This is a genomic window from Gordonia abscondita (genome assembly GCF_032711245.1).
Taxonomy (GTDB): Bacteria; Actinomycetota; Actinomycetes; order Mycobacteriales; family Mycobacteriaceae; genus Gordonia.
In genome coordinates this window covers 3,609,752-3,635,136 of sequence record NZ_CP128986.1, presented here as the reverse complement: position 1 = coordinate 3,635,136, position 25,385 = coordinate 3,609,752, and the positions used below count along the sequence as shown (strand labels likewise).

Sequence of the window (25,385 nt, the reverse complement as noted above, 5' to 3'; positions counted from 1 at the left end):
GTCTAATCCTCGCCCAGGTAGCTCGTCTTCGACTGCTCCTTGGCCGCACTGGCCTGCGTCCACTGCGCCCGGCCACGGGCCTGCCCATCTTTCTCCGCGCGAGCGGCCTCGGCGACCGTCTGGTCCTGTGTGCCCTGATCCCTGCGCTCGTTGTAGATCCGCTCGGCCGCCTTGTCGATCTCGTCGTTGGCCGCCACCCAGATCGCCTTGCCGTCGCCATCCCGCTGCGGTTTGCCGTCCGGCCCGATCTTCGGTGTCCGCACGACCCATCCGGCGTCATACCGGGCCGCCTGCATGCTCTCGACCGCGGCGTCAGCGTCGTAGTCGGGGATCTCGGCGAGTCGGCGCTCAGCCTCGTCTCGCGCCCGCTTGGCCTCGGCGCGGTCGTCCTGCATCGCCGTCTCGACCTCGGCGCGGATCTCGGCGCGCAGTGCCGGTGCGGTCTCGGTCTCCCATGCCTCCACCGCGGCCTCACGCCCCGCAAGGCGCGTCTCCTTGAGCTCGTACTCGATCTTGGCCTTGGCGCGGCCGGCCGTACGGCCGGCACCCTCGCCCTCGGCGTAGCCGGCGTCGTAGCCCTGCTTGCGGCCGTCCTCGACCGCGGTCGCCAGCTCCTCCCGGAGCGCCTCAACCTCGGCCAGGCCTTCGGCGCGGCCGGCCTCGTATCCGTCTGTGCGCGCACGAGCACGCTCATCGTCGGCCGCCTTCCGTGCAGCCTCGACAGCAACCTGCGCCGCCTCGATCGCGGCAGCCTGCTCGTCCAGCGCCTCCATCTCGGCGCGGACCCGGATCTGCCGTCGCTCCGCATCGGCCAGCTTCGCGACGAGCGCCGCTTCACGCTCGTCGAGCTCGGTCCGGCGGGACTCCAGGACGGCGAACGCGCTCTTGTCCAGGCTGGTCCCTTCGGGGTTGGCCTCCAACGCGACATCGAAGCCGTCCGCGACGAGCTGCTCGCGGTAGAGCTCCTGATACCGGCGCGACTTCGTCGCCCCGGTGATGACGACTTCGCGCTCCACGCCGTCGACCATCCGGGTCTCGGTGACCTCATCGGACTGGCCCCACATCTGCTGGGCCTCGACCCGCAGATGATCACTCGCCGTCACCGGCTCGCCGGTAGTGCGCCGCAGGACCGACCCCTCGGCGTCGACCAAGTGCCCGGACCCGTCCACACCTCGGACCTGACTCGCGTGGATCTCCGGGGCGACCTTGAGCGAACCGTCCTTGGACACCTTCATCAACCGAGCGAGCATCTGCTCCTTGCCGTACTTCATCACGACGCGGCCGTCGGCACCGATCACGCGCTGGCGGTCATCGAACTCCAGATCACGGATCAGCGGGGCCATCGTGTCGCACATCCAGTGGACATGCACAGCACTCTCGTCGAAGTTCCAGACGACGCCGTGAACGGCATCGTGACCGCCGCGCAGAACGTCCTCGGTGAGGTGGCGGTGAGTCCTCTCGAACCACCGCTGCACCTCCGCGCGGCGCTCCGGGTCCTGGGGCATCACCCAACGGGACCGTCGACCGACCTCCAGCGGCTCGCCGGTCAGCGGGTCCTTCTCCGTGTCGCTGTACACCGGGTAGTAGTCCGGGACCTCGTCCAGCAACGATTTGGGCACCCACGAAACGATGGTGGTGGTCTCGAACGACTTCTCGTGCCACTTGCGCTTGACCGCGTCGATCCGGGCGTCGCCGTACCGCAGCACCGACTCGACGCCATCGGCCTTGGTCAGTTCGCGGAGGCCGCCCTGGCCGTCATTAACGTACGCAGTATTCAGATGAGTATCCGCAGCAACAATCGAAGAATTTCGCCCGGCCTGCCGTGCGGCGTCGGACTCGTCCAGCGCCCGCATCGCCTCCTTCAGCAGCCTGGCTCGGTCACCGCGGGTGTTCGCCGACGCCGGCTTGCCCGCCTGCGGCGCGCCGTGCTGCAAGTGCTGCGCGTGCCATCCGGCCCGCGCCACCGGCTCGTTCATCGCTCACCTCCTCGCTGTGCTCGTCGCATCTCCCGCCTCCCGTCGCCGCGGGGCCCTGGCCTCGCTGCGCTCGGCCCGCCCGCGCCGCCGTCCGGCGGGATCAAACTTCGGATACGACGGGGCCCTGCTCCGGTGTGACGGGGCCCTGCTTCGCCGCCCGTCACACCCTCGCTGCCCATCGTATCCGAAGTTGGCTTTTAGAGCCTTAAAGCGAAACCGTCGTCGCTGCGCTCCTAGGTTTCGCGGCGCCCTCCCGGGGGGATCCGCGCTCCGCGCGGCAGGAGATGGGGGATCGGCCCTTCGGCCCTTGAACCGCGCTGCGCGCGGCAGGGCCCCCACCTGCGGTGATGGGCCCGGGGAGGGGCGGTGGCCGGCCGTCGGCCACTCGCTCGCTCGCGGCCACCGGCGTCCGGGCCAGAGGAGCGTCACCAGCGCCGAAACGGCTCGTGCGTCACCGCTCCTTATGCTTGTTTCGGTTTTGACGGCACTGGCCGGAACCGGCCCCGAAAACGGGTCGATTACGCATGTCCTGACCAGCGAAAACAACACTTTCGCAGGGGGCCTGCGCACCCCCTGCGTCGTTACCGGCCAGTAACCCCTCATTTGCGCAGGTAGACCCCTGCGACGCTCGGTCACGTGGGGCGCCGCAAAAGTGACGCCGACTACGCAGGGGGTGATTTCCGGCGTTTGAGCCGGTTTTGGGTCTTGGTGGCCCCGGTGGTGCCGATCCGGCCGCCGGGCCGCCAGCGGGCCGATGAGGCATCAGGAACCGTGGTCGTGGTGGTGGTCGCAACCCGCGGCGAGATCCCGGTGCCCACGAGTCGGCGGACGCCTCGGACACCAGACCGGCACCTGTGGCGCGACATGGCAGCGGGCCGGTGGCCTACGGCGCACCGGTCCGCTGCACACCGGTGCGGTCGCCGGCGATGTGCCCGCGGCGGTGTCCGGGTGGTGCGGCCGGGGACGACGCGGATGCGGTCGGCGAGTGTGGCAGCGAGGTCGATGAGGTACGCCGCGGAATAGCCGCGAAGTTCGCCGGGAATAACACAGGCGCGGCCGAGATCTCCCCGGCCGCAGCATGAGAAGACCCCCGCCGGCCAGTGGCAGGCGGGGGTCTCCGGGACGCCGAGCGTTCAGTCGACGGCGACCAGGGCGGGTCGCCGCGGCTGGCCGACGGCCTCGGCGTAGGCATCGTCGAGTCGAGCCGCGGCTTTCACCAAGCCACTGACAGTGCTGTGTGAGCCGACGCCGAGCCGGCTGGCGATCGCGGCCAAGGAAATGCCATCGCGCCGGAGACGCAGCGCCTCGGCGACGGCGTCGACAGAGACCTTGGTGTTGGTGTCGTCGACGACGGCAGCCGCCAACGCATCGAGATCCTGCTCGTCGACGACATCGCTGTCAGTCGACGACGGGTTGTCGATAGCCGACGTCCGGTCGTCGACGGCAGCATCGTCGACAGCCTGCTGCCCGTTGACGACGGCGGCCAACAGACCGTCGTCGTCGGCCCGATAGCGGTCGTCGATAGCAGTCCGCCCGCCGGTGTCGATCGCGCTGTCGACAGCGTCGTCAGCGCTGTCGAGGGCCGTCATCGGCAGACCGTCGTCGTTGCCATCGTCAGCCTTGACCAGGAGAGATCCGCTGTCATCGGCACCGATAGCAGCCGGTCGGCCATGGCCAGCGACACTGTTGATAGCAGCCGCCGGATCGCCGTCGACAGCGTCGTCGGCGTTGACGATGACGACGCCGGTATCGGCCCGCTGACCGTCGACGGCACTGTCGATAGCAGCCCACTGTCCGTCGTCGTCAGCCTGCTGCCCGTTGACGATGGCGGCCAACAGACCGTCGTCGTCGGCCCGGTAGCGGTCGTCGATGGCGGCCGTCGGACTGTCGTCGACAGGGCGGCTGCGGTCGACGCTGTCGTCGATGGCAGCCCCGTCGAGGGCGTCGCCCGACTCGTCCTCAGCGATCCGGTGGCCGGCCTTGATGAACCCGATGGTCGCCGCGAACGCGGGTAGATCGAGCATCAGCGGCAGCGCCCAGGAGGCCCGTCCATCCCAGCCGGCCATCGCGCCGACCTTCGCCAGCGATACGAAGCTCACAGCCAGAGTAATCGCGACGACGGCAGTCACCAGGAGCGCCAACGCCGAGGCCAGAGCGAGGTCGCCGAAACTCCAGCTGCGGACCTTCTCACGCCACGGCAGGCCGGTCCACGGCGAGGCCGGCCGCGTCGTCGGGTCACGTCGGATCGAACCCATGAAGCTCGCCCGGATGGTCGAGAACATGTGGATCATCAGCACGGCGATCAACGGCGGCAGACCGTGAATGGCCCACACAGCTCCGTACGGCAGGTCGGACACCGCGTAGGCGGCGATGTTGCCGATGACCGACAGGCCGGCTGCGGCCGCGATGACCCGGAAGTAGTAGACGTAGCCGTAGTCCTCGGCACCGGGATCCAACTTGAACGGATGAGGCATCTTGCTCATGCCGACGCTCCCTTCTCCGGCTGGCCGGACGACTCTGCAGTCGTCGGCTGCGCTCCGTGCAGGCCACGCCGGTACGCCGCGTAGGCGACATCGATACGCGGGTCGGTCGCTGCCCACCCGCGCATGCGCTGCACGTGCCGACGGAACGCTCGTCGACCGACCGGAACCTGCTGGCCGACGGTCTGCGCGAAGTCGCGCCGATTCATACGCGAGGTCATGCCACTGCTCCTTCGGTGCTGAGTGCCTTGAGGCGTTCCGGCCGGAACCCCGACCAGTGCTCGTCACCGGCCACGACGACGGGAGCCTGGAGGTAGCCCAGCGCCATCACGTAGTCGCGGGCCTGGACGTCCTGGCTGATGTCGACGGCTGTGTAGTCGACGCCCTGGGCGTCGAGTCTGCGGAGGGTCATTGCGCACGGGCCACAGCCGGGGCGCGTGTAGACGGTGATCATCGGGTCACCTCTGCCGCGTTGTCAGCGGCCGGGGCCATGAACACACCCTTGGCGGCGAGCGTCGCCGTGCGTTCGGGCGAGAGTGCGCGGACCGGTGCCGGTGCCGGCGCACCCCCGACATGCCCTTCGTCCTCAGGTACGTCGTCGTCGCCGGACACAGCCGCGGTCCGGCCGGCCGGGCCCGGCGCGCCATCTTCGGGAATCTCGATCGACGCGGCCGTCAGAGGCACGACGTCATCCGACACCGCAGTGTCACCGGCGGCGTCCGCACCGTCGACAGCGACCCCCTCTGCCTCGCGGTCGAGAAGAGTCATGTCGTCCTCCCGGCGCACCAGGCCGCGGTAGACACGCTTGAGCTTGTCCGCCGGGATCCGGGCGAACTTCTTGGCGTCGTCGCGCGCAGACGTGTTCGCCCAGTCGAGCAGGTTGTACTCGGCGATCAGCGGCTCGGTGGCCATCATGCGGGTGCCGGACGCGTGCTGGGCCTGCTGCTCCTTGCACTCCCAGGGGCCCTCGAGGTCGCCGTCGACCAGGGTGACCAGCTCCTTGATGAACTTGTTGCGCCCCACCGGGCGCGAATTGGGCATGTTGCGGCTCATCCAGGCCACGAAGAGGTCGTAGGTGAACTGGAAGGGCAGCAGGTCCCAGTAGAACTGGGTCTTGACCTCGTTCCAGAAGGCGCGGACCGGGTCGTTGTACTCCTTGAACTCACCCAGTAGCGCCTTGACGGCCAGCGGTTCGGAGAGCTCGTAGTAGCTCATGGTGAGGACGCGCCGCAGCACGTATTCGAGCACGTCGCGGCGTTTAAGGTACTCGTCCTTGATGTACTTGCGCTCGCGGCCGGTGAAGCACTTGGTGAACGGGATGAACAGCTGACGACGGTAGATCGAGTCGGACTTGTCCTTGATCGTCGGTAGGTCGTTGACGCACTGCACCATGAAGCCGAACCAGCGGAGATTGACGACGGCCTTGTGCTTCGGGTTCACGGTGATGACGTCGTGCGTGATCAGCGCTTTGAAGTTCGCGGCCTTCTCGATGAAGGTGCCCACGTCGTTCTCGTCGGTGAGGATCGCCGACGCCACCGGGCCTGCGCCGATGAGCGGCTCCAGACCGTGAGTGGTGCCCAGATCGGACAGTGAAATGCCGACCGAGCCGCCCTCTCCCAGCAGGTTGCGCTGCAGGGACAGCAGGGTGCCCTTGCCGTTGTTTCCGCGCTCGTCGTAGTAGAAGGCGCAGCGATCCCAGCGCACCCGCGGCCGCGTGATCGCACCGGTGGTCTGCCAGAGCAGCTCGACGACCTCGGGGTCATCCGACAGGCTGGACATCCAGGACTCGACGTCCCATTGATCGCCGTCGGGGGTGTCGATCACCGGATTCTCGGCGTCGGGGTTCCAGTCGACGTCGAGCTTGGCCAGGACGACGTGCTCGGGGCTGAACTCGCGGAAGATCGGGTCGCCGCCGTTGTAGTCCACGAGGCCGTTGCGGCAGGCGACGAGGTCGCGGTCATCGGACTGGTGTACTCGCTCGACCGCGCCCTTGAGCGCACCCAAGATCTCCGTGAACTCCTTGGTGACCAGGTCCGGCTGGTAGCGCCGCGCGATCGCGTCCAAGGTCTCCTGACTCATCTCGTACGTGCCGTAGCCGGGCGCTGCGGCGTCGTCGATGTAGACGATCAGCGGGTCCGCCGACTTCGGCCGCGGCCCGGCCTGCAGCCGGCGGATCGGATGCAGAGCGGCCATCAGGCGCGCGATCTCGGCGTGGCCCAGGCGCGTGATGTGCATGAGCTTCTTGCCCACGACCAGGTCGCGCTTGAGCTGCTCGTTCTGCGCCTCGATGGCGTCGTTGATCGCCCCGCGCAGGCCGACGCGCACCGCCTCGGGGCTGAGCCTGCGGAGCATGGGGATCTGCTCGGCGCGCAGGTAGTGGTCGCAGACGATCGAGGAGATGTCGGCGACCGAGCGGGTGTAGGGCAGACCGCCTTGGCTCAGTCGCGGGTCGTCGCCGGCGCGCCGGGCGAGCTGGTCGAACATCTCCTTGGTGGCGCGCTGGTCGGCGTCGATGACGCCATCGTGGACGGACGCACGAGCGACGGCCGCAGCGGCCGGCGTCAGCGGGAAATCGAGATCGGCGATGGTACCGTTGACCCCAGAAGCCGCGACCTCAGCAGTTTCTTCGAGAGCCTCGGACACCACTCCGGGGTTTTCTTTTGCGCTCATGCAGCTGCACCCCCGCGGACCAGAAGCGCGGCCACCCGCGCAGCGTCAGAGGGCGACAGCGGCGGCGCCGTCGCCGCGACAGCCTCCGCCCACTCGGCCACCGCAGAGTCGAGGTCACCGGCCACAGGCACACGACGACTGCGGATCCACGTCTCGAAGGCCTGAGGTGTGACGCGGTGGGTGTTACCGTCCAGGGTCGCCGCCAGATCACCGCGCCGGATCGCGCGGTGAATCGTTGAGGCGCTCGGAGCGCCGGGGAGAGCGGCGTAGTAGCTGACCGGGCGATCGCCGGTGTCGAAAAGCGTCGAGAGATCGACGGAGTCAGAGCATCCCATCGGGGAAACCTCCAGAGACAGGGCACAACTGTGCCTATGTCTCTGGCTGACGTCCCGTGGTCGGACCGATGGCGGTCCACGCTGCCAGATGAGGGCCTGCCGCTACCGTCGCGCTGGAACGGGCCGCACTTCCCTCGCCCACCGCCTCAAGGGCGGCAATCCTAGTGTCTGCTCTGCACCGGCGGGATCAGCGATACCGGCACTCGGCTCGGGGCGGGCTATTACCCCTCGACGATCCTCCTAAGGGGCGCACGAGGCCCCACCTGTCTTCCGCGGCCATTCGGACCACGTCCGGGCTTTCAAGTGCCGGCTACTCGGAATCACCGCGCTGACGGTTCATCCCAATCAATCTGAGTCAATTCAACCAGAATCGGCAGTGACTGTCAATCGAATCATGCTGTCGCGCAACGATGTTGGATCATCCGACATGAGCGACCGGAAGCAGCGGCCGGGAGCGCCACCCGAGAGTTGTGGCCACCGTCGTAGGAAGCAGCGGCCGGGAGCGCCACTCGAGAGTTGTGGCCACCGTCGTAGGAAGCAGCGGCCGGGAGTCACAGAGTTGCGCACCCAACTCTGTGACTGATGTTTGTGCAGGTAGCAGCGTTTCTCGCTCTGTAAAAGCCCAGGTGATCACAGAGTCGCAGATTTGCGACAGAAAAGATTCCTATAGACCTCGACCGATTGAAGCGAAGTCCCTAGGAGAACTTTTTCTGCAAATCTGTGATTGTGTGATTTTTGAGAGATTCTTGATACGGAAAACCTCGCTACCTGCATAAACCCCCAGCGGGTGCCGTCACAAAGTTGGTCACAGAGTCTGCTTCGCCGATTTTCAAATCTGTGATTCTGTGATCACCCGCTTACGTGGCCGTCGTCGTAGGAAGTAGCAGCCGGGTGCGAACGGCCAAGTGGTGTCTCCGAGTCGTCGGTGGCGACGCAGCTCGGAGCGCAACCGGGCTTCTGCGGACACCGTCGTGCGAACCAGCAGCAGTCTTCGCCCACCCGCTTACGCAGCCGTCGTCGCAGCAAACAGCAGCGACCCGATCATCACTAGCCGAGCGGTGCTTCCTTTGTCTTTCGTTTCCCACTCCGCTCCCTCCCGCATCGCCACTTCCTCGACGTTGGTGGCTACAGGAGCCCGGGGCGCCACCTACGTACGCAGCCGTCGTCGTAGGGAGCAGCGGCCGTGCTTCATACTCAGTCGTGTCACCTTCGTCGTCGAGGCGACACGACTCACCGAGCCGCTCTGCGGGCCAACTCGTCGAGCCGCTCCTGCTCGGCGTCGTGCTGGTAGCGCATCGCGGCCTTCACCGAGCCATGCCCGAGCCGAGCCATGATCTCGGCCAGCGTCGCGCCGGTCCTGGCGTACCGGGTGCCCTGGTAGTGACGCAAACTGTGGAAAGTGACGTCCTCGCAGCCAACCTCCTTGCGAGCCTTCCACCACGCGTTGTTGACGCTTGACTGGCTGACGTAGCGACCCTGCGTGTCGGTCCACAGCAGCACACCGGGGGAGAGGTTGGCCACGTGTTCGGCGATGATCTGCGCGTCGCGGCCGAAGATCGAGATCCCTCGCACACCAGCCTCGGTCTTGACCTCGCCGGACTCCCGCGGGATTCCGGCACCCTCGACCACTGCGTCGTCGACGACCAGACGCACGCAGTCGACGTCGCCTTTGTCGTCGCGCTCGACGAGCATGTCGTCGGTAGTAAGTGCCAGGCACTCGCCGTAGCGCAGACCACCCGCTGCGGCCACGACCACGAGCGCCTTGTATCGCTCGTCGATGGCGGTGATGAGCTGGTCCAGCTCGTCGTCTGTCGGCGGGCGGACCTTCTTCTTCGTCGATGTGAGCGATCCGCCCTTGACGTTGCAGGGGTTGGCGTCGAGCAATCCGTCCTCGACAGCGGTCTTGAGAACGCTCTTCATCAGGTCGTACGCGCGAGCGGTTTGGGTGAGGTGCCTGGTCTCCAGCTTCTCGGAGCGCCAGGCTCGCACGTCCTCGGGCCGGATCTGGGATAGGGAAGTGGCGCGCCACTCAGTGAGGAAACCGGCCTCGCTGTTCAGCATCCGCTCGTATTCCTTGCGGGTACGCGGGCGGATCGGCTCGCCCTTGGAGTTGGTGCGCTCGCGGACCCACTTGTCGGCGTACTCGCCGAAGGTGGTCGCCTGACGGGCTGCGGCGGCAGCCTGGGCCTCGGCCTGTCGCGCGGCCTCGTCAGGGTGCACCCACGTCCCGCCGGCGATAGCGGCGCGCTGCGTCGCCAGCCACGCCCGCGCTGCGGCCTTGGTGTCGAAGGTGCCCGGCGCGCCGTGTCGCTCGCCAACGTGCGTGTACCGCGCTCGATAGCGGCCCGACCGCTGCTTGTCGATGATTCCCCACGATTCCCGTGCCACGTGTGCCGTCCTCCCGATTGGTCGGGTACCGCGCGTGCGGTACTCATGCGGTACTCAGCATGCCAAAACGTACTGAAATCTGCCCATTCGTGCGGCATCTGCAACGCTTTGACCTGCAGTTACTAGCTGTGACCATACATGCAATGGCTGGTTCGATCCCAGCCGGGACCACAACGAAAACCCGCTGGTGACAGCGGGCTTTTCGCGTCTGGACGAGTTCTTGACTCGTAACTGAGATGTCCGCGGGTGGTTTGCTGCAGCAGTGCAGTCTCGCTGGGGCACTCAACGGTCAAGCCTCGGATGTGGCCCGTGTCCAATTCCGGTTGCGACGCGACGGTACGCGGCAGATTGGCGCCCCAATGCCGATGACCGGCGGACTTGGGCATGACGACACTCCGCTGCGGTCCATGAAGCGATGGGCGGGCGGACCCAGAACTGCGGCACTTCGACTGTCATCAAAATGGGTGAAGGTTCCAACTGGGCGCCTGCAGGTGTCGATCGAGTACTAGGACAAGTTTCTTCGGATCCCGGACTGGGTCTGCCGACTGTGTGGAGTTCGCCGCCGACTTTGCTGCCGCGCATGCTGCTCGAGATCCTCAGGCTGGAGGGCCTAAGGTGCTCTGCTCGCAGACGCGGTGAACTTCGGCGAAACGTTCGCCTCATTGTCGGGCCAACGGCTGTCGTGAGCGGGCGAGTCGAATGCGACCGCTACTCAACGAACTTCGGTTACCTAGATGAGCCATCCCTCTCCCTCTTGTCTTTGTATCTCGGCGCGACCGGGCGAGAACGTCTGCCAGGAGACGTCGACGGCGGCACGAGGCCGCAGTCATACGTCTTTTGTCCAGGGCCCGAGTTCCTGTGCCACCCTCTCCGTAGAAATGACAGTGAAGGAAGTCATTTGTGCTAGTCTTCATGTCGATGGAGTGAAAATCTGCAGGTGGAGACGCACAATGGAACTGACAGCGATCAAGTTCAGTGGTGAAACTGAAGGATCAGGGCTGACCGACGATCACGTGACGGAAGCCCCGACTTCCTCAGCTGACAACGTTGGGGATGGCCACAATCGAGCGAGGTCTCTGTCGATCTCGATCCGGAGCATCTGGCGATTGAGCGCGATCACACTCCTGGCGCTGCTCATCGGTTTCGGAGGGTGGTCCTGGTACCAAGCAGTGAGTCAGGAACATGGTGCCCAGGCGTCAGTCGAGCAGATGAACATCGATGCGGCCAATACGGACCGGGCCGAGAAGATTGCGCTGGACTACGCAGTAGGTGCCGGGACGATGCACTTCAACGACATGGCCGGCTGGATGAGGCGGCTGAGTGCCAACACCGGCGCCAACCTTGCCGATCGGCTCCAGAAGGCGGGCGCATCAATGGAGCAGGTCATGGTTCCACTTCGATGGGAGTCGACTGCGCGCCCGCTCGCTGCGAAAGTCCAGATCGCCAAAGACGGCGTCTACACGGTGCTCGCATTCGTCAACGTGTCGACCAAAAACACTCAAGCACCCGAAGGAATCGAGTCGACGGCCACCTACACGATCAAGATCGATTCAAATAGCAAATGGAAGATCGTCGATGTAGGCGGCGTTGGCGGCGTGGTGCCAGGGAAGTGACTCGGCTAATGATCCACGCGGTAGCAGAGCCATCGCACCGTGTCGCCACTATCGTCGGCAAAGCCGCCGAACGCGGCACGGAGTCGATCTCGGCCATAGGTCGGGCGGTGATGCTGCTGACGTCAGTGTTCCTTCACGTGGTCGACGGAGTCAGCCACTGGCGTCTTGCGGTCACTGAATTGTTCGACCAAACGTGGCACCTGTTCAAGGTCGCGGCATTGCCTGCAGTTCTCACTGCGATCCCGTTCGGTGCTGTCGTATCGGTCCAGGTCGGCTCGATTGTCAGCCAGGTCGGTGCTGGATCACTTGCAGGTGCCGCGAGTGGAATGGGCATCATCCGGCAGGGTGCGCCGCTTGCATCAGGACTCCTTCTCGGAGGCGCCGCGGCCGCCGCGATCGCTGCGGATCTCGGCGCGCGATCCATTCGGGAGGAGCTCGACGCGCTCCGGGTGATTGGCGTCGACCCGGTCCAGCGTTTGGTGACTCCGCGGATGCTGGCACTCCTCCTTGTGGCCCCGGCCCTGCTGTTCATCATCATCACCATTGGAGTCGGATCGTCGTACGTCACGGCGGTCTATGTGAGCGATGTCAGCCCTGGTGGGTTCTGGCAGTCGTTCGGAGCGTTCGCCGGGATCACCGACATCGTCTACGCACTAGTGAAGGTTGAGGTGGCAGCGGTAGTAGTCGGAACGGTCGCATCCATGCGGGGGATGGAGGCGACAGGCGGACCACGCGGTGTTGCGGATGCGGTAAATCAAGCGGTCATTCTCAGTGTGGTCGTGATCATCTTGCTCACCCTGGCCGTGACGCAGGTGCAGACCATGTTTTCCCCAATACAGGTTGCGTGACCGATGACCACTATCCTTTCGAAATACACCAGAGTTCCGCGGATCCGTCGGGGTGTCCTACGGGTCGCAGGTTCGGTTCGTGGCGGATTCTACGAAGCTGGCCGAGTGGTCGTGTTCGTAGTATTAGTCCTCTGCCAACTTCCAATCGCCCTACGTCAGTACTCGAGGCAGGCTCTCGCCGCGTCCTCTTCGTTGGCATGGGGCCGGGGTCGCCTGATCGCCGATGGTGGCGTCGTTTCAGTCCTCGCGATACTAGGCGTCGCGATTGGGGCCGGCGTCGCGATCGAGGGGTACGCAGGGCTCGACATCGTGGGCTTCGGTCCGCTGACCGGAGTTCTTGGCGGCTTGGCAATTGTCCGGGAGCTGGCGCCGACAGTCGCCGGAATAGGCTTTGCTGCGCAGGCCGGCTGCAGGATGACGGCCGAGATTGGGTCGATGCGGGTTTCCGAGGAGATCGACGCTACGGAGGCGCTCGGGATCCGCACGATTCCCTTCGTTGTCGGAACGAAGTTGGTCGGAGCCATGGTCTGTGTGGTGCCCGCATATCTCCTGTCGCTGGTCCTCGGCTTCGTGTCCGCTAGATCGATCGTCACCCTGGTGCATGGGCTCCCGACCGGCACCTACGACCACTACTTCACCCAATTCCTGAGTTTGGATGACATTGGCTACTCGACATTGAAGGTTGCCGTCTTCTGTGCCGTCGTGACGCTGACGCACTGCTACTTCGGATTCTTTGCATCCGGCGGGCCGGAGGGCGTAGGTATCGCGAGCGGCCGGGCCATTCGCGCGAGCATCGTTCTGATCGTGACGATCGACCTCGCGCTGACGGTCCTAATCTGGAGTTTGGTTCCGTCCATCGAGTTCGTCGGATGAACACTGCGCTCGTACCCGGTATGCCGAAACTACCTGTCAACCTCTCCTATGAGCGGGTGGGGGGAGTGCTGGCACTGTGCCTGACGCTGGTGTTCGGAGCCGTTGCGCTCACCCCGCAGTCACAGCCTGAAGGCAGAACGCGGATTGTGATCGAGACGCTCACGGTCGGTCGCGGTGTTGGCGTGGATTCGGACGTTATCCTGCGTGGAGTTCCCGTAGGCACAGTGAATTCGATCGAATTGGCAGAGAACGGGGGATCGCGACTCGAACTCGATGTGGAGTCCGCCTCCATCGCGAGCCTTACCGACTCGTTGACTCTCGACTATGTCCCATTCAACTACTTCGGAATAGCAGCCGTCCGTCTCTTGCCTGAGCCGGGAGGTCAGGGTTTGCACGACGGAGTGGTGCTGGTCCGCCAGAGTATTCCGGACAATACGATGGGTGCACTTGTGGAGGGTAGCGGGTCCTTGACGACCAGAGTGTTGAATTCTGACCTGACAGATTCCATCAACCGTATGGCGGTTTACAGCGATGTGGCTGTTCCGGTCATCGATTCGGTAATCAGTGCCGTTCGCATTCGCGACGCAGAATGGGCGCGACCTTTGCCTCAGGAACTAGCGGCCTTTGCGGATGTCGCCGGGCAACTCCCCGATTTCGTGGCCAACGTTCTCGATGCACAAGCAACATTGGTGCAGTTGCCGCGTATCGATGACATCATCAACAAATACGAGCCGATCAACGAGACGATGAAGCTTATCGGCACTGGATTTTTCGGCCCGGTGGGACTCCTCCTTAGCTCACACCGGAACGAACTGACACCAACCACCGAAATGGCGTCTGCAGTGGCTGGCTACTTCGCGGACATCGTGCACGGCGCGCAGTCAGTCCTCGACATGCGAGAAGCACTCGCGCGAGCAGCGTCAGCGGTCACCGGGCCGGCCGAGAGTCCGAGCGCTCATCTACGGGTGATTCTCCAGGGATCTCCGGCTCTGGCGTCGAGTGTTGGGGGCGTGCGATGACACTGCGACGGTCAGGATGGCGGGTTGCTGCGGTGGCGATCGTTACGGTCCTCCTCGCGGCCCTCGTGGTCGGTGCGCTGCGCGGACGAACACCTACTGGCGACACCGTGACTATGTCGGCTGACTTCACTGACGCATCTGGTCTCCGTCAGGGTGATGAGGTTAAAGTCCGTGGTGTGTCCGTCGGTCGGGTGGACAGTATTGAGATTCTCGGCCTGCCAAACGATGTGCATGCGCATGTTTCCTTCACTATCGAGACGACTAGTGAGATTCACTCGGGCGGTCACGCATCAATCAAGTTTCAGAATATGTCGGGCACCCGATATATCGATGCCGTCTCCGGTTACGGTCAAGTTGTTGACTTCCTTCCTCGGACTAGTACAACACCGTCGTTCGACATCACGATGCTATTTAATGGATTGGCTCCGGTGCTAAGAGTAATGTCCCCCGACGACGTGAATAAGTTGACCTCTAATCTGGTACTCCTCCTGCAGGGGGACCAGCACGATCCGGCCAGCTTATCTGCTGCAGTTGGACAATTGTCCCGGTACGCGACCGATCGACAGCAAGCGGTCCAGACGTTGGTTGACAACGTGAAACATGCTTCGGATGCACTTGGAGGTCGAAGTCTGCAGGTGATGGCGTTTATTACTGGATTCGACGGGGTTCTCGATCAGACGATGACCGTCCTTTCCCAGTTCGATACTACCTCGAAGTACGGGCCCGAATTCGTCGATTCTACTGTCGCCCTCCTCCACTCGATTGGATTGCACAAAGGCGTCGACATCGGTGCGGAACTGGCGAACCTGATGCCAACGCCGGAATCTCTCGCCAAGTTGTTTGGCCTGCTACCTCAAGTTGCATCGACATTGCAGAAGTTTGAGGCGCGGCAGCGGGGTGTGTCTTGCTCGAAGGGCCCCGCGCAGGTACCCGACATCGTTTCCGTGATGCTCAGCGCAGGGGAGGTGGTCCTGTGCCGAAAATAGGCTTCAATCGAATTCGGAAGATCGGTTCAGTGACCTGGGGTGCGGTGACCGTCGTCGCCTGCATCGTAGCGTCGGTGGTCGCGGTCGGTGTCTACCTCGATCCGCCCGGGCGAACCACAGTCCTCTTCGACACCACGGACGCGGCCTCCATTCCTGACCGGTCTGAAGTTCGGATCGCCGGGGTCACAGTCGGCGAGGTGGTCGCGAAGACGCTTCTGCCCGATCGGGTGCAGGTGGAAGTATCCGTGGATTCGAGCTACGAGATCGGTAACGAGTCATCCGTTCAGGTCCGAATGCTAACCGTTATCGGCGGGTCCTACGTGGCATTACTGCCGAAAGGGTCTGCACCGCTAGGAGAGACGGTGATTCCCAGCAAGCGTGTCCGGCTCCCGTATATAATTGGTGACCTGGTTAATGCTGCTCCGGACGTTCTTGCGCCAATAGATGGCCATTCACTAAAAATGGCAATCGATTCGGCTGATAGTGCGATGCGTGGAAGTCCAGTAACCATGGGTTCGGCAGTTGGGGCAGTCGAGTCGCTGATGAAAGTTCTGACCTCACAAAAGGACCAAGTCTCCGGTGCTCTGGACGTATCTGCGGAATATGCGCACGCAATAGAATCAGATAGGCCTACGCTGTTCGCCATGTTGCGAAAGGCATCAATTATCCTTCAAAAAGTGTATGATACCCGTGATCGGTTCGCGTATTCGTATTGCGGGCTAGCCGAACTAATAGCCTCGGTGGGTGGTGTTTCGCGCTTTTATGCCGAGCATAGACCGCAAGTAATTCGTTTGTACGACGTGTTCGACAGTGCAGCGTCCAAGTTGGACGTCGAGCTCGAGCCGATAATTGGTCAACTCGAGTCTTTGTTGAAAACCCTAAAGGCGGCGGTTTCCGATAGTGGGCCAGGACTGTTGATTACTGATATCTGTATTCCAGTGGCGGGTAGGAAATGTTGAATTCGCGAGTCAGGGAATTGGTCTCCGTGATTGTGATCATCATGATTGGGGTGGCTGGGTATCTCACCGTCCAGCGTTTTCAGCACGTAACTCGATCGGCGTGTGCGCGTATGTCTGATTCGATAGGTTTGTATCCGGGAAGTGCGGTCACACGGATGGGAGTGCCCGTTGGGACGGTTGACTCGATCAGTCAGGAGTTTACGAACGTCAAGGTCACGTTTTCTCTCGATGCGTCGACTGAGATTCCCGACGGCGTCAGCGCCGCGACCAGGTCACGCGGGGTACTAGCGGATCGGTCCCTGGAACTGATTGGCGGCCGCTCGGGATCGCTGCTCGGTGATGGAGGCTGTATCCCGATTAGTCGCACCGCTACACCCAAGAGCGTCTCGCAACTGTCCGAGGCCACGATGAAGGTTATGTCGTCGATAGAAGGGTCGGCCGGCGTGTCCGGAATCGGTGACCTAGTTGCAACAATCGCAGATCAGCTGCCAGACCAGTCTCAGCGAATCAACGACACGCTGACGGCGGCCGCAGGGTTGGCGCCGCATCTGGACGCCATGCTTGCCGACGTGGTGTCGACGCTTCGAAATTTGGACACGGTCGCCGAGCAATCCGTGCAGGCGTGGCCACAGATCGCCATGAGTTTGAGAACGGCCCCAGCAGTGTTACGGACGCTGTCCTCCAGCGTGTTTCCTTCGGTCGAGTCGATGTTCAATGAGCTACCCGACACCATCACGATGGTGGCAGATATCCAGTTGCGGGTCGGTCCACGTCTCTGGCCCGCCTTGGATAAGGTTGCGCTGGCGGTGAAGCTCCTAGCGACCCAGTCAGGAACGATTCGCCAACTCGCCGACCTGATTCCGGTGATGACAACGAGCTTTCTTCGGCTCGTCGGCTCCCACGATGGCCAGGTTCACGTGAACGCTCCGAATTTCCGCACCACGGCTCCGGTTCACGCGTGCTTAGTTGAGAGGCTTCGCTGCCAATCGGCAGCCGGAGCACTTCGATACAGCGACGTCGACCTGTTGCAGCTGGTCTTCAAAGGACTGTCCCGATGAAACTTCGATATCGGATCCGTGCCGTCCCTACGGCCATCGGCGTGCTGGCGTCGGCCACAGCGTGCGGGGTTGCGCCAGAGATGCTTCCCCTGCCAGGCCACCAAGTGGAGACGTCAATGACACTGACTATTGAGTTCCGCGACGCGCTAAACCTCGCTCCCGGTGCCAAGGTGATCCTCGATGGCGCGCGCGTCGGACAGGTTGAAGCGGTCGCCCTTCGTCCCAACTCCGTTGGCGTGCGACTTGGAGTCGGCGACGCCGTGCGCCTGCCGACGCAGACGCATGCGCGGATCACGACAGCCACAATCCTGGGAGACCCATTTGTGGAGCTGAGCCGCCCGGCGACGACGACGTCCAGCTATCTCGCGGACGGCGATCTGATTCCTACTTCACGTACCTATTCCGCCCCGCCGGTCGAGGAGACATTGGCGACCGTGGCACTGTTTCTCGGTCAAGGATCGGTGGAGAAGCTGACCGCCATGACACACCGGCTTGCGAACTCGCTACCCGCAGACCGCACGGAGGCCGACAGGCTGGCGAAGCGTCTCTCGCGTGACCTTCGGGGCCTCGCGCGATCTCGGTCGATACTTGACCGTGTCTTGGCGAGCAGCGACGCGACCGCTCGCGCGGTTTCCTCTCGTCGACCAGACATCGAGGCGGCCTTTACGCCAAGAATGATGGTGGGCTGGCGGAATCTTCAAACTTTGATCGGCAATATAGGCATTCTGTTGCCTTCCGTCGGAAGTATCTACTCCGGCGGGCACTGGCTGGTACCCACTTTCCGCGCCCTCGGCCTAGCGACAACGAGCCTAACCGACAAGGGCGTGCAACTATCAGATCTGGGTTCCGCAGTGGACGTAGTGCGGCGCAAACTGTTGCCGCTATTAGCGGCACCCTCCGTAACGGTGAACTCCCTGGTGTCAGATAGAGGAAAAGATCTAGCCCCCGGGGTTACTGCGATCTTGCGAATGCTCGGCGCGATCCAATGAAAAATCATGGCGTGTCAATTGTGGCGCTGATCATCGTTGGAGCGGTCTCAGCGCTGGGAATCGCCTCATTCGGCGCATGGCCAACCACTGGCCGAGAGTCGACGTCAACGCTTGTCGTCGCTCAGTCGAATTCTCTCGTCGCAGGCAGCAGGGTATTATTGCGCGGGCTCGAGGTCGGCACAGTAACGGACGTCCGACTAGTTCCTGACGGCGTCGAGATCGAATTCCGGCTTGACGAATCCAGTCGCGTCCCACGCGACTCGAATTTTCGGATCGAGCAGCTTTCCATGCTAGGTGAGGCCTATATCGAAATCTCACCCAAAACGTCGGCAGGGCCCTTTGTGCGAGGCGGCGATCGCATCGTCGGGGATGAGCAGTGGGGGATCGGTGATACCGTCGAGAAAATATCTTCTATTTCACGACATCTGGATCCACAAGCGGTCGGTGCTATTGTTGCAGCAATTCGTCGTGCGCTGCCCTACAATCGATCGACATATGAAGAGTTGCGCCGGGCTGCTCTCACTGCCGCTATTGCATTTTCGGCGAACACCGAGCCGTTTCGGAAATTGCTGCTGTCCGGCTCCAAGTTGCTGTCACATTCGGATGCAATGGCAACTGGCCTGGTTGGTTCTGGTCCCGAGGTAGTATCGACGTCTGCCGCGTTCGGTTCGATGGCTATGAAAGCGCTCGCGATGATGGACACCAACGACTATCCGCGAATTATAAAGGACGGTCCGTTGGCATTGTTCGCCGATGTCCAACGTTTGCTTGACGATGTGGGGCCCGACTTGAGGATGCTCACGCAACCGCTGCTGATTCCTGTTCAGCAAACTATTAACGCACTGCGCACAGTTGACGTCGCGCAGATGCTCGAAGGGTCGTTGCTGGCGAGCGCAGATGCCGAGATTCCAGTAAAAGTGGGGGAGCGCTAAGGTGACTAGTTGTTGACGCCGGCGAGCTCGCAGCAATAGTCGACGAAAGTGACGCGGCTGAATTCTCGATCACTCCGCAGATAGGCAATAGAGGTCCAAGTCAAGGCGCCGATATTTCCGACGGCGGTCAAGTGTCGAACATCAGGGCTACTAATGTTTAGCGTGTTTTCTGCGAGGCGTGCAAACTGATCTGATAGTTCGACGCCGCGCATCGACAATTCCGGTTCGCGCAGAGGTGAAACTAATAGCGTTCTGATTAAAGCCGGATCACTGTCGCACAAACCAACGAACGCATGAATTGCGGCTCGTACTCCCGCGGGTGGGGGTGTGCTGTTGGTGAGCTCGCCTGCCTGGACTAGATGCCCAATGACTTGGGCGCCGACGGCTTCGTACACTTCGACGACGAACGCGCTGAAACCGGCGAAGCTCTCGTAAAAGTACCGCTCAGTGAGCTTTGTGGCAGACAGGACCGAGCGCAACGTCATCCGTTGGTAGTCGTCGCCAGCGCCCATTTGGTCTATGCCGGCGCGAATCAATTTTTGACGCCGTTCGGCACGCCGTGCCGCGATCGTCTCGGCGCGTACCACGCTGCCTCCTATGGTCGAAGAAAGTCCTGCCGGAGGCATCGTAACACCTTGCGGAACGCGGCCAGGACGGATTTCGACAGCAGGCGAGTGTGCCTGTTGTGCCAGGACATATCGTGACCTGTCGGCGATTCTCGATCAATTGACAGCAACTGCTGTCAGATAGTATCGTCGATGCTGAAAGAGATTCGCTGAGGACGGGATATGTAATGACTGATGCGGTGGCCAAGGTGGAGTTTGACAGTGATGTCCCTGAGGGAGGGGCGCCGGTTGGTCCGGGTTCTCTGCTGTGGAGGCTGTACAGGGACCGCCGTTCGTACATGCTGATCGGGGTCATTGGAACGATTCAGAATATGCATCCAGCCGTCAGTGCCGGAGTGGTCGACCATTCCAAGATCTTTACCGAGCCGTTCAGTCGACTGCAGCGGTCGATTCCGCCAGTCCTCGACGTGATCTATTCACCGCCGCAGGCCGGGGCTGGACCCCGACTGCGTGACTTTCATCGCGATATCAAAGGGGTCGACGCATCGGGGGATCCCTATCACGCGCTTAATCCGGATACTTATTGGTTTACCCACGTGACGTTTGTCGAATATGCGATTCTTGCTGCTGACCTCGTCTTTGGCGAACCATTAGACGATCAAGAGAAGGATCAACTTATTCGAGAGTCCGTCACCTGGTGGGCCCGATACGGGATGTCCATGCGGCCGGTGGTGTATACATGGGAAGAATACGAGCGGTACTTGGATGAGGTTTGCGCGAGCACGCTCAACTACACGCCCATCGTTAAGTGGTCGCTCGAGGACTTGGGTAAGACTGAGTTCGACAGCCAACTTGGCGTTCCGGCCTGGCTGTTCCGCATTGCTGCTCGAATTGGGCATCGCATAGGCGGTCGTGCCGCCGTGCTGTCGGCTATGCCAGACCGCTATCTCAATGTCCTCGGCGTGCGGCCAACCCAACTCAACATTTGGGGATTCCGGGCTGTTCTGTCCGTCGTGAATACGCTATGGCGGATAGTTCCGCTCAAACTAAGACTGCAACCTCAGGCCTACGCGGCCGGGCAGCAGTACGGCGGAGTTCTTCCGTCATGAATCGGCGTCTCCTTTGCTGCCGACCCATGCCGATTTTCAAGCCGATGTACGAGGTGCCCGATGTTCATTGATGGCCGCGAGCTAATTGACAACGATGTCTTGGACGACGCCGCGGGGGTGAAGGTAAGAGCGCCGCGGCGCTACTACGCGGACCCGGCTGGGGCTTTCGCTGCTGCCGCTCCGATGCGATTGCTTGTCGGACCCGCGCCGGAGCCGACTCTGGCGGAGATCGACGACATCGGTTCGGGTCTCAATCGTCGGGACGAGCTCGGTGCGACGCTTGCGGCCGCGGTGCGATCCGGTCGGGTATCACTCAAAGACTTCCGTTCTGCGCTCGATATGGGAATTGGGTCAGTTTCCGATCCGGCCCCGGAGTTGGCCTCCTTCTTCGAAACCATGGAGGCCACCCCGGATTGGGTCGACTGGGACTTGGTCGAGCGCGGGGCACGCGCCTGTCGCAGCTATGGCCAGAACGCATTGGACGTGCTCGCATACGCCTCGCTGCTCGGCGGCTATCGGTTTCAGGCAGCCAACAACGTGCTTACTGCGAGTGGCGGTCTCACTGCGGCCGGCGCACTCCGTCGGGTAGGCGAGACAACTAAGTGGTGGGTTGAGTGCGTACAGCAAGGCGGTATGGCTCGCAACGCGGACGGATTCAAGCTGACTGCTCACGTCCGGTTGATGCACCAACTGGTAAGCCTGCATTTCGAGGAGGACCCAGAATGGAATCACGACGATCTTGGTGTGCCTATCAATGCGGCCGATACGGCAGCGACTCTTTCACTGTTCAGCACAACATTTCTGATTAGGATTCGCCAGCTGGGCATCTATATTCCGCGGTCGGACTCCGATGCGGTGATGCATCTTTGGCGATATATCGGGTGGCTGCTCGGTGTCGAGGATCAATGGCTCCCCGCTGATGAAAAGTCCGGCTACCGGACTATTTACCACTTGATTCTGGGTCAGGCGCCGGCTACCGACCACTGTGTCGCATTGGCGAAAGCTCTGGTCAAGACAGTTCCTGCGAATCTGGAGTACCGCCGAGCCCGAGGTCTCCGGCGCCGATTTCAGAGTTTCCGGGCGCTGAGTCTCGGGACATACTTTAACGGGTGGCGACCGATGATCGCTCTCGGTCTTCTTCCGGTTCCTCCAGTGCTTGAAGTGTCGCGTGTGCCTCTGAATTTCATTCTGCACAACATCGTGATGAATCTTCCTGTCGCGGGAAAAGCTGTTCGGAATCGTGCGGAACAGCGCCTGTGGAAAGGGTTGGATCTTCATTTCGGCATGGCGGATCGATCGCTCGGAGACCTAGATTCAGCGAAGCGTGGAACGCACAAGCTGAAGCTTTGACTGATCGACTTGAATCGCCCGGGGCATGTCTGACGCTCCGCTTCTTCGAAGGGATGGAGTCATGTCATGGAGTGGATCGAAGCGATAGCTGGCCGAGTTGCGTGGGCGGTCGGTCAGTCTGGTCGGTGACAGAGGGGCCGGTCACGAGTTGGAGAGGACGTCGATGACTGAGGTTGGTGCGCTGCTCGGAGCGGGGCGCCGGATGCGGTGCCCAAGTGGTGCCGTCGGGCTGATGTTGATCCGGACCGGCGGCCGGCGGTACGACCGAGAAGTGGGTGAGGTCGAATCGACGTTTCAAACTACGTCGTCTGCGGCGGTAGCGGGGAGGCCTGGCTGGCGATCAATTGTGAACGGTCAGAGGTTGTGCCGCTGATCGCGAGGTGTGGTGGAGCCCTTGATGGGCGAGCTGGAATTGTGGGGCCGCGGTTCGAAGATGGATCGAGTGGCGCACGATCAGAGCCCTAGGACCGAAGCCACGGGACTTGGTGGATCGAAGGTTCGTGCCCGTGCGCCGAGCAGGCTCAGGGCCCGAAACCCCATGCCGACACGAGGAGCGAAAGATCACTTGCCTGTACCCGCGCCGTGCTCGGTTCGTCGTAGCGGACCGCGTATCCGGTCGACCCGGTGAACGGGGGTCGTCGTGGCGTCCGTGGAGAATCTCAAACTACGGCGGGATGCGGATGCACCGCTGCGTAACTCCGACCTTGCTCCGGCGGCGTCCGGCTCGCCTCCTTCGCCCGTGTCGAAGGCGAGGAACAGTCGTGCACCCAGGCGAGGACCCGCGACCACCAAGGGCCAGATCACGATCGGCACGGCGCACCCGACCCGAATGCAGTTCGTCCTTTTGTAGCGAACGTCGAGTCGGCCCGTTCGCCGCTTCTAGCGGGCGGGACTTGTCCTAATCCCGTGGAAAGGCAGCAATAGCCGCCACGTTCACTAGCGACTCAACTGAGGCGACGAGAATCGCCCGGTGCTGCTGGAGGCGGGGAGCTGACCACGGGTCAGTTGCAGCGTGTACCCGAAGCGCGGCCGACGCGTACTGCCATGCCGTGACCTGGCCGAGCAGGAGGGCGAGTACATCGACAGCAGAATCACCGAACTGCTCGGTCAGTGATTGCACCTTGGGTTCGTATGCCCGAACCTCGTCTGGCGTTGCGTCCGGTCGCTCAAGGCCAGCCCAGGAGGTCAGGCGCAGAACTTCAGGTCTTGCGGCCAGGTAATCGAATAGGGATCCCGCGTACGCGGGCAGGTCGTCAGCAGTGAATCGCACCTCTTCGGCCATCTCTGTTAGCGCCATCGTCACGACCAGGTCGAACAGATCGCGCTTTGATCCGAAGTGGACGTAGATCGACCGCTTGTTGACTCGTCCGGCCTCGGCAATCCTGTCTACCCGCGCACCGGCTAGGCCGAACTCTGAAAACTCCGCTCGAGCAGCGGCGAGAATCCGTCGCTTGGTATCAGTGGCGTCTGGCGGCATGCAACCAGCGTATAGGTAACCATCTAGTTATTGACAGTGGCGACAGTTCGTGCCACGATCGCACCGTAAGTATCCAGATAGTTACCTAGGAGAAGGTATGTCCCAGAAGATCTTGATCACCGGCGCTAGCAGCGGATTCGGGCAGGGAGCAGCACTTGAGCTTGCCCGGCAGGGCCACGACGTTATCGCTGCAGCCGAGACCTGGCCGCAAGTCCGCAGTCTCCGAGCCGATGCCGACGTAGCTGGCGTCGAACTTAGGGTCATCAAGCTCAACTTGCTCGACAAACTCGATATCGCTCACGCCGGTTCTTTCGATGTTGACGTTCTCGTCCTCAATGCCGGCGTCATGGAGGGCGGTGCGATGGTCGATATCCCGTTGCAACGAGTGCGGGAGTCGTTCGACATCAACCTCTTCGGGCACCTCGAGTTGGTGCAGACCATCGCACCTAAGATGATCGCCCGCAGGGGCGGCCGGATTGTGTGGACCTCATCGATGGGTGGAATCCTCGTCGTGCCGTTCCTCGGTGCCTACTGTGCGACCAAGCACGCGATCGAAGCGGTAGCCGGCTCAATGAAGGCTGAGCTTGAGCAGTTCGGCATCAAGGTCGCGACCGTCAATCCTGGGGTCTTCGGCACGGGCTTTAACGACACCGGCGCCGAAAGCTATCGACAGTGGTTCAACGCGGACGATGCGCAGGTTCCAGTGCCTGACTTCGGGCCGTCACTTGCTGATCAGGCTGACCCTCAGGAGATGATCGACGCGATGGTAGAGACCATCATCGCCGAAGAACCCGACTACAGGACTATGCGGCCGCTGGAGACAATCGACATCGCCAAGAACTGGCAGGAAGTCGAATGGACGCAGAAGGCCTGAGACACAGGCTGAAGGAGGGAAACGAACTTATGTCGTATTCTACGATCACACTCGACGCGGCCGCTCGAATCATCGAGTTGGGAAAGTCGAAAGCTCGCGAACTCGAGCTGCGAGCAGTCTTCGCGATCCTGGACGGTGGGGCGAACCTCGTCGCATTCGAACGAATGGATGGTGCCTGGTTGGCGTCCAATGATCTCGCGCTGGCGAAATCGCGAACTTCGGTCATGTTTGAGACCGAAAGTGAAGTGCTCAACGCGCCCCTGCAGTTAGGCGTTCCGGTTCCGCATTTCGACCACACCAATGGCGGACTCCTTCTCATGGGCGGCGGCGTTCCGATTGTCGACGACAGTGGTCGACTCATCGGCGCCCTCGGGGTTTCCGGCGGCACTCCTGAGCAAGACGCCGAAATTGCCCGCACCGCGACAGGCTGGGAAGCGTAATCGGATTACGCGGCAGCGAGCCTGCTCCACTCGGTCGCAGGTTCGCTGTACCCAACGCACGGGGGCACGGCGAAGCAACCGCCGCCACTTACTGCGGGCAGGCGACAGTCCATCCACGGTCGGGGACGGGCGCGGTCCGGCCTTCGCAGAGAAAGTCTGGCACGCTAGAACTGAGTTAGCCGCCTTTGGCCGCGGAGCCGGGTAGGGCGAAGTTCAAGGACGCTTTTGCATCGCAGATCGGTGATGCGAAGTGCTCGTGGATTTGGCTCGGGCCGATCGGTGCTGTGCCGTTGACGTCGAACCACGTCACCTGTATATAAAGTGTCTCCCAGCTAATGGATCTGCCATCTGGTGAGAGTTGCCCAAGTCCCTTCGCACACCACACGAGTGCTGCTGTGTGCTCTGAGGTCACCGCTCAGGGAATGTGCGGTGGCAGGGGGACG

General features: G+C 62.4%; 22 protein-coding genes. 13 read left to right on the top strand and 9 right to left on the bottom strand.

The genetic code is table 11. The features are described from left to right. Positions 1-2 precede the first annotated feature (2 nt). The 7 genes from MP11Mi_RS17025 to MP11Mi_RS16995 all read right to left on the bottom strand — a co-directional run bounded on the left by MP11Mi_RS17025 (position 3) and on the right by MP11Mi_RS16995 (position 9,849). Positions 3-1,976 (bottom strand): coiled-coil domain-containing protein, encoded by a 1,974-nt coding sequence (locus tag MP11Mi_RS17025; RefSeq protein ID WP_420040061.1) that lies wholly within the window; start codon positions 1,974-1,976, stop codon positions 3-5. Between the two features lie 1,133 nt (positions 1,977-3,109). Beyond that, complete coding sequence (locus MP11Mi_RS17020; protein ID WP_420040060.1) at positions 3,110-4,459, bottom strand: helix-turn-helix domain-containing protein; 1,350 nt, start codon at positions 4,457-4,459, stop codon at positions 3,110-3,112. Beyond that, a complete protein-coding gene (locus MP11Mi_RS17015; protein WP_420040059.1) occupies positions 4,456-4,677 on the bottom strand; it encodes a hypothetical protein in 222 nt (73 codons plus the stop codon). The genes MP11Mi_RS17020 and MP11Mi_RS17015 overlap by 4 nt, the downstream gene beginning before the upstream one ends. After that, positions 4,674-4,910, bottom strand: coding sequence for a glutaredoxin family protein (locus tag MP11Mi_RS17010; RefSeq protein WP_420040058.1), 237 nt, complete (start codon positions 4,908-4,910; stop codon positions 4,674-4,676). Before MP11Mi_RS17010 ends, MP11Mi_RS17015 begins: the two co-directional genes overlap by 4 nt. Continuing rightward, positions 4,907-7,126: a DNA primase family protein gene (locus MP11Mi_RS17005; RefSeq protein WP_420040057.1), complete on the bottom strand. Its 2,220-nt coding sequence runs from the start codon at positions 7,124-7,126 to the stop codon at positions 4,907-4,909. The genes MP11Mi_RS17010 and MP11Mi_RS17005 overlap by 4 nt, the downstream gene beginning before the upstream one ends. Beyond that, entirely contained in the window at positions 7,123-7,461 is a 339-nt protein-coding gene (locus MP11Mi_RS17000; RefSeq protein WP_420040056.1) for a helix-turn-helix domain-containing protein, read from the bottom strand. The genes MP11Mi_RS17005 and MP11Mi_RS17000 overlap by 4 nt, the downstream gene beginning before the upstream one ends. A gap of 1,230 nt (positions 7,462-8,691) precedes the next feature. Beyond that, positions 8,692-9,849: a tyrosine-type recombinase/integrase gene (locus MP11Mi_RS16995; RefSeq protein WP_420040055.1), complete on the bottom strand. Its 1,158-nt coding sequence runs from the start codon at positions 9,847-9,849 to the stop codon at positions 8,692-8,694. Positions 9,850-10,799: 950 nt separating this feature from the next. On the opposite strand from MP11Mi_RS16995, the gene MP11Mi_RS16990 reads away from it, so the two are divergent. From MP11Mi_RS16990 to MP11Mi_RS16950, 9 genes are all read left to right on the top strand, one after another. Then, entirely contained in the window at positions 10,800-11,462 is a 663-nt protein-coding gene (locus tag MP11Mi_RS16990) for a hypothetical protein (protein WP_420040054.1), read from the top strand. A gap of 8 nt (positions 11,463-11,470) precedes the next feature. Then, positions 11,471-12,310 carry an ABC transporter permease gene (locus MP11Mi_RS16985; RefSeq protein WP_420040053.1) on the top strand — a complete coding sequence of 280 codons (840 nt, stop codon included), beginning with the start codon at positions 11,471-11,473 and terminating at the stop codon, positions 12,308-12,310. 3 nt (positions 12,311-12,313) lie between these two features. Then, complete coding sequence (locus MP11Mi_RS16980) at positions 12,314-13,183, top strand: ABC transporter permease (RefSeq protein WP_420040052.1); 870 nt, start codon at positions 12,314-12,316, stop codon at positions 13,181-13,183. Beyond that, complete coding sequence (locus MP11Mi_RS16975) at positions 13,180-14,202, top strand: MlaD family protein (RefSeq protein ID WP_420040051.1); 1,023 nt, start codon at positions 13,180-13,182, stop codon at positions 14,200-14,202. The genes MP11Mi_RS16980 and MP11Mi_RS16975 overlap by 4 nt, the downstream gene beginning before the upstream one ends. Positions 14,203-14,234: 32 nt before the next feature. Then, entirely contained in the window at positions 14,235-15,188 is a 954-nt protein-coding gene (locus MP11Mi_RS16970) for an MlaD family protein (RefSeq protein WP_420040050.1), read from the top strand. A 44-nt stretch (positions 15,189-15,232) separates the two neighbouring features. Continuing rightward, a complete protein-coding gene (locus MP11Mi_RS16965; protein ID WP_420040049.1) occupies positions 15,233-16,147 on the top strand; it encodes an MlaD family protein in 915 nt (304 codons plus the stop codon). Between the two features lie 26 nt (positions 16,148-16,173). Beyond that, complete coding sequence (locus tag MP11Mi_RS16960; RefSeq protein ID WP_420040048.1) at positions 16,174-17,205, top strand: MlaD family protein; 1,032 nt, start codon at positions 16,174-16,176, stop codon at positions 17,203-17,205. A gap of 116 nt (positions 17,206-17,321) precedes the next feature. Next, on the top strand, positions 17,322-18,194 hold the full coding sequence (locus MP11Mi_RS16955; RefSeq protein WP_420040047.1) for an MlaD family protein: 873 nt from the start codon (positions 17,322-17,324) through the stop codon (positions 18,192-18,194). 11 nt (positions 18,195-18,205) lie between these two features. After that, positions 18,206-19,126, top strand: a complete 921-nt coding sequence (locus tag MP11Mi_RS16950) for an MlaD family protein (RefSeq protein WP_420040046.1) — start codon at positions 18,206-18,208, stop codon at positions 19,124-19,126. A 5-nt stretch (positions 19,127-19,131) separates the two neighbouring features. On the opposite strand, the gene MP11Mi_RS16945 is transcribed toward MP11Mi_RS16950, so the two are convergent. Continuing rightward, positions 19,132-19,713 (bottom strand): TetR/AcrR family transcriptional regulator, encoded by a 582-nt coding sequence (locus tag MP11Mi_RS16945; protein ID WP_420040045.1) that lies wholly within the window; start codon positions 19,711-19,713, stop codon positions 19,132-19,134. A 206-nt stretch (positions 19,714-19,919) separates the two neighbouring features. Here MP11Mi_RS16945 and MP11Mi_RS16940 point away from each other — a divergent pair, with 206 nt between their 5' ends. Beyond that, positions 19,920-20,801, top strand: coding sequence for an oxygenase MpaB family protein (locus MP11Mi_RS16940; RefSeq protein ID WP_420040044.1), 882 nt, complete (start codon positions 19,920-19,922; stop codon positions 20,799-20,801). A gap of 60 nt (positions 20,802-20,861) precedes the next feature. Continuing rightward, entirely contained in the window at positions 20,862-22,151 is a 1,290-nt protein-coding gene (locus MP11Mi_RS16935) for an oxygenase MpaB family protein (protein ID WP_420040043.1), read from the top strand. A gap of 898 nt (positions 22,152-23,049) precedes the next feature. Here MP11Mi_RS16935 and MP11Mi_RS16930 read toward each other — a convergent pair. Next, positions 23,050-23,628: a TetR family transcriptional regulator gene (locus MP11Mi_RS16930; RefSeq protein ID WP_420040042.1), complete on the bottom strand. Its 579-nt coding sequence runs from the start codon at positions 23,626-23,628 to the stop codon at positions 23,050-23,052. A 97-nt stretch (positions 23,629-23,725) separates the two neighbouring features. Between MP11Mi_RS16930 and MP11Mi_RS16925 the strand changes: the two genes are divergently transcribed. Together MP11Mi_RS16925 and MP11Mi_RS16920 are read left to right on the top strand one after the other, a co-directional pair. Beyond that, complete coding sequence (locus tag MP11Mi_RS16925) at positions 23,726-24,502, top strand: SDR family oxidoreductase (RefSeq protein WP_420040041.1); 777 nt, start codon at positions 23,726-23,728, stop codon at positions 24,500-24,502. A gap of 29 nt (positions 24,503-24,531) precedes the next feature. Next, complete coding sequence (locus MP11Mi_RS16920; protein ID WP_420040040.1) at positions 24,532-24,942, top strand: GlcG/HbpS family heme-binding protein; 411 nt, start codon at positions 24,532-24,534, stop codon at positions 24,940-24,942. Positions 24,943-25,385 lie beyond the last annotated feature (443 nt).

Coding starts and splice junctions, on each gene's coding strand:
- MP11Mi_RS17025 (WP_420040061.1), bottom strand. CDS start 1,976: ATGAACGAGCCGGTGGCGCGGGCCGGATGGCACGCGCAGCACTTGCAG.
- MP11Mi_RS17020 (WP_420040060.1), bottom strand. CDS start 4,459: ATGAGCAAGATGCCTCATCCGTTCAAGTTGGATCCCGGTGCCGAGGAC.
- MP11Mi_RS17015 (WP_420040059.1), bottom strand. CDS start 4,677: ATGACCTCGCGTATGAATCGGCGCGACTTCGCGCAGACCGTCGGCCAG.
- MP11Mi_RS17010 (WP_420040058.1), bottom strand. CDS start 4,910: ATGATCACCGTCTACACGCGCCCCGGCTGTGGCCCGTGCGCAATGACC.
- MP11Mi_RS17005 (WP_420040057.1), bottom strand. CDS start 7,126: ATGAGCGCAAAAGAAAACCCCGGAGTGGTGTCCGAGGCTCTCGAAGAA.
- MP11Mi_RS17000 (WP_420040056.1), bottom strand. CDS start 7,461: ATGGGATGCTCTGACTCCGTCGATCTCTCGACGCTTTTCGACACCGGC.
- MP11Mi_RS16990 (WP_420040054.1), top strand. CDS start 10,800: ATGGAACTGACAGCGATCAAGTTCAGTGGTGAAACTGAAGGATCAGGG.
- MP11Mi_RS16985 (WP_420040053.1), top strand. CDS start 11,471: ATGATCCACGCGGTAGCAGAGCCATCGCACCGTGTCGCCACTATCGTC.
- MP11Mi_RS16980 (WP_420040052.1), top strand. CDS start 12,314: ATGACCACTATCCTTTCGAAATACACCAGAGTTCCGCGGATCCGTCGG.
- MP11Mi_RS16975 (WP_420040051.1), top strand. CDS start 13,180: ATGAACACTGCGCTCGTACCCGGTATGCCGAAACTACCTGTCAACCTC.
- MP11Mi_RS16955 (WP_420040047.1), top strand. CDS start 17,322: ATGACACTGACTATTGAGTTCCGCGACGCGCTAAACCTCGCTCCCGGT.
- MP11Mi_RS16940 (WP_420040044.1), top strand. CDS start 19,920: ATGACTGATGCGGTGGCCAAGGTGGAGTTTGACAGTGATGTCCCTGAG.
- MP11Mi_RS16935 (WP_420040043.1), top strand. CDS start 20,862: ATGTTCATTGATGGCCGCGAGCTAATTGACAACGATGTCTTGGACGAC.
- MP11Mi_RS16930 (WP_420040042.1), bottom strand. CDS start 23,628: ATGCCGCCAGACGCCACTGATACCAAGCGACGGATTCTCGCCGCTGCT.
- MP11Mi_RS16925 (WP_420040041.1), top strand. CDS start 23,726: ATGTCCCAGAAGATCTTGATCACCGGCGCTAGCAGCGGATTCGGGCAG.
- MP11Mi_RS16920 (WP_420040040.1), top strand. CDS start 24,532: ATGTCGTATTCTACGATCACACTCGACGCGGCCGCTCGAATCATCGAG.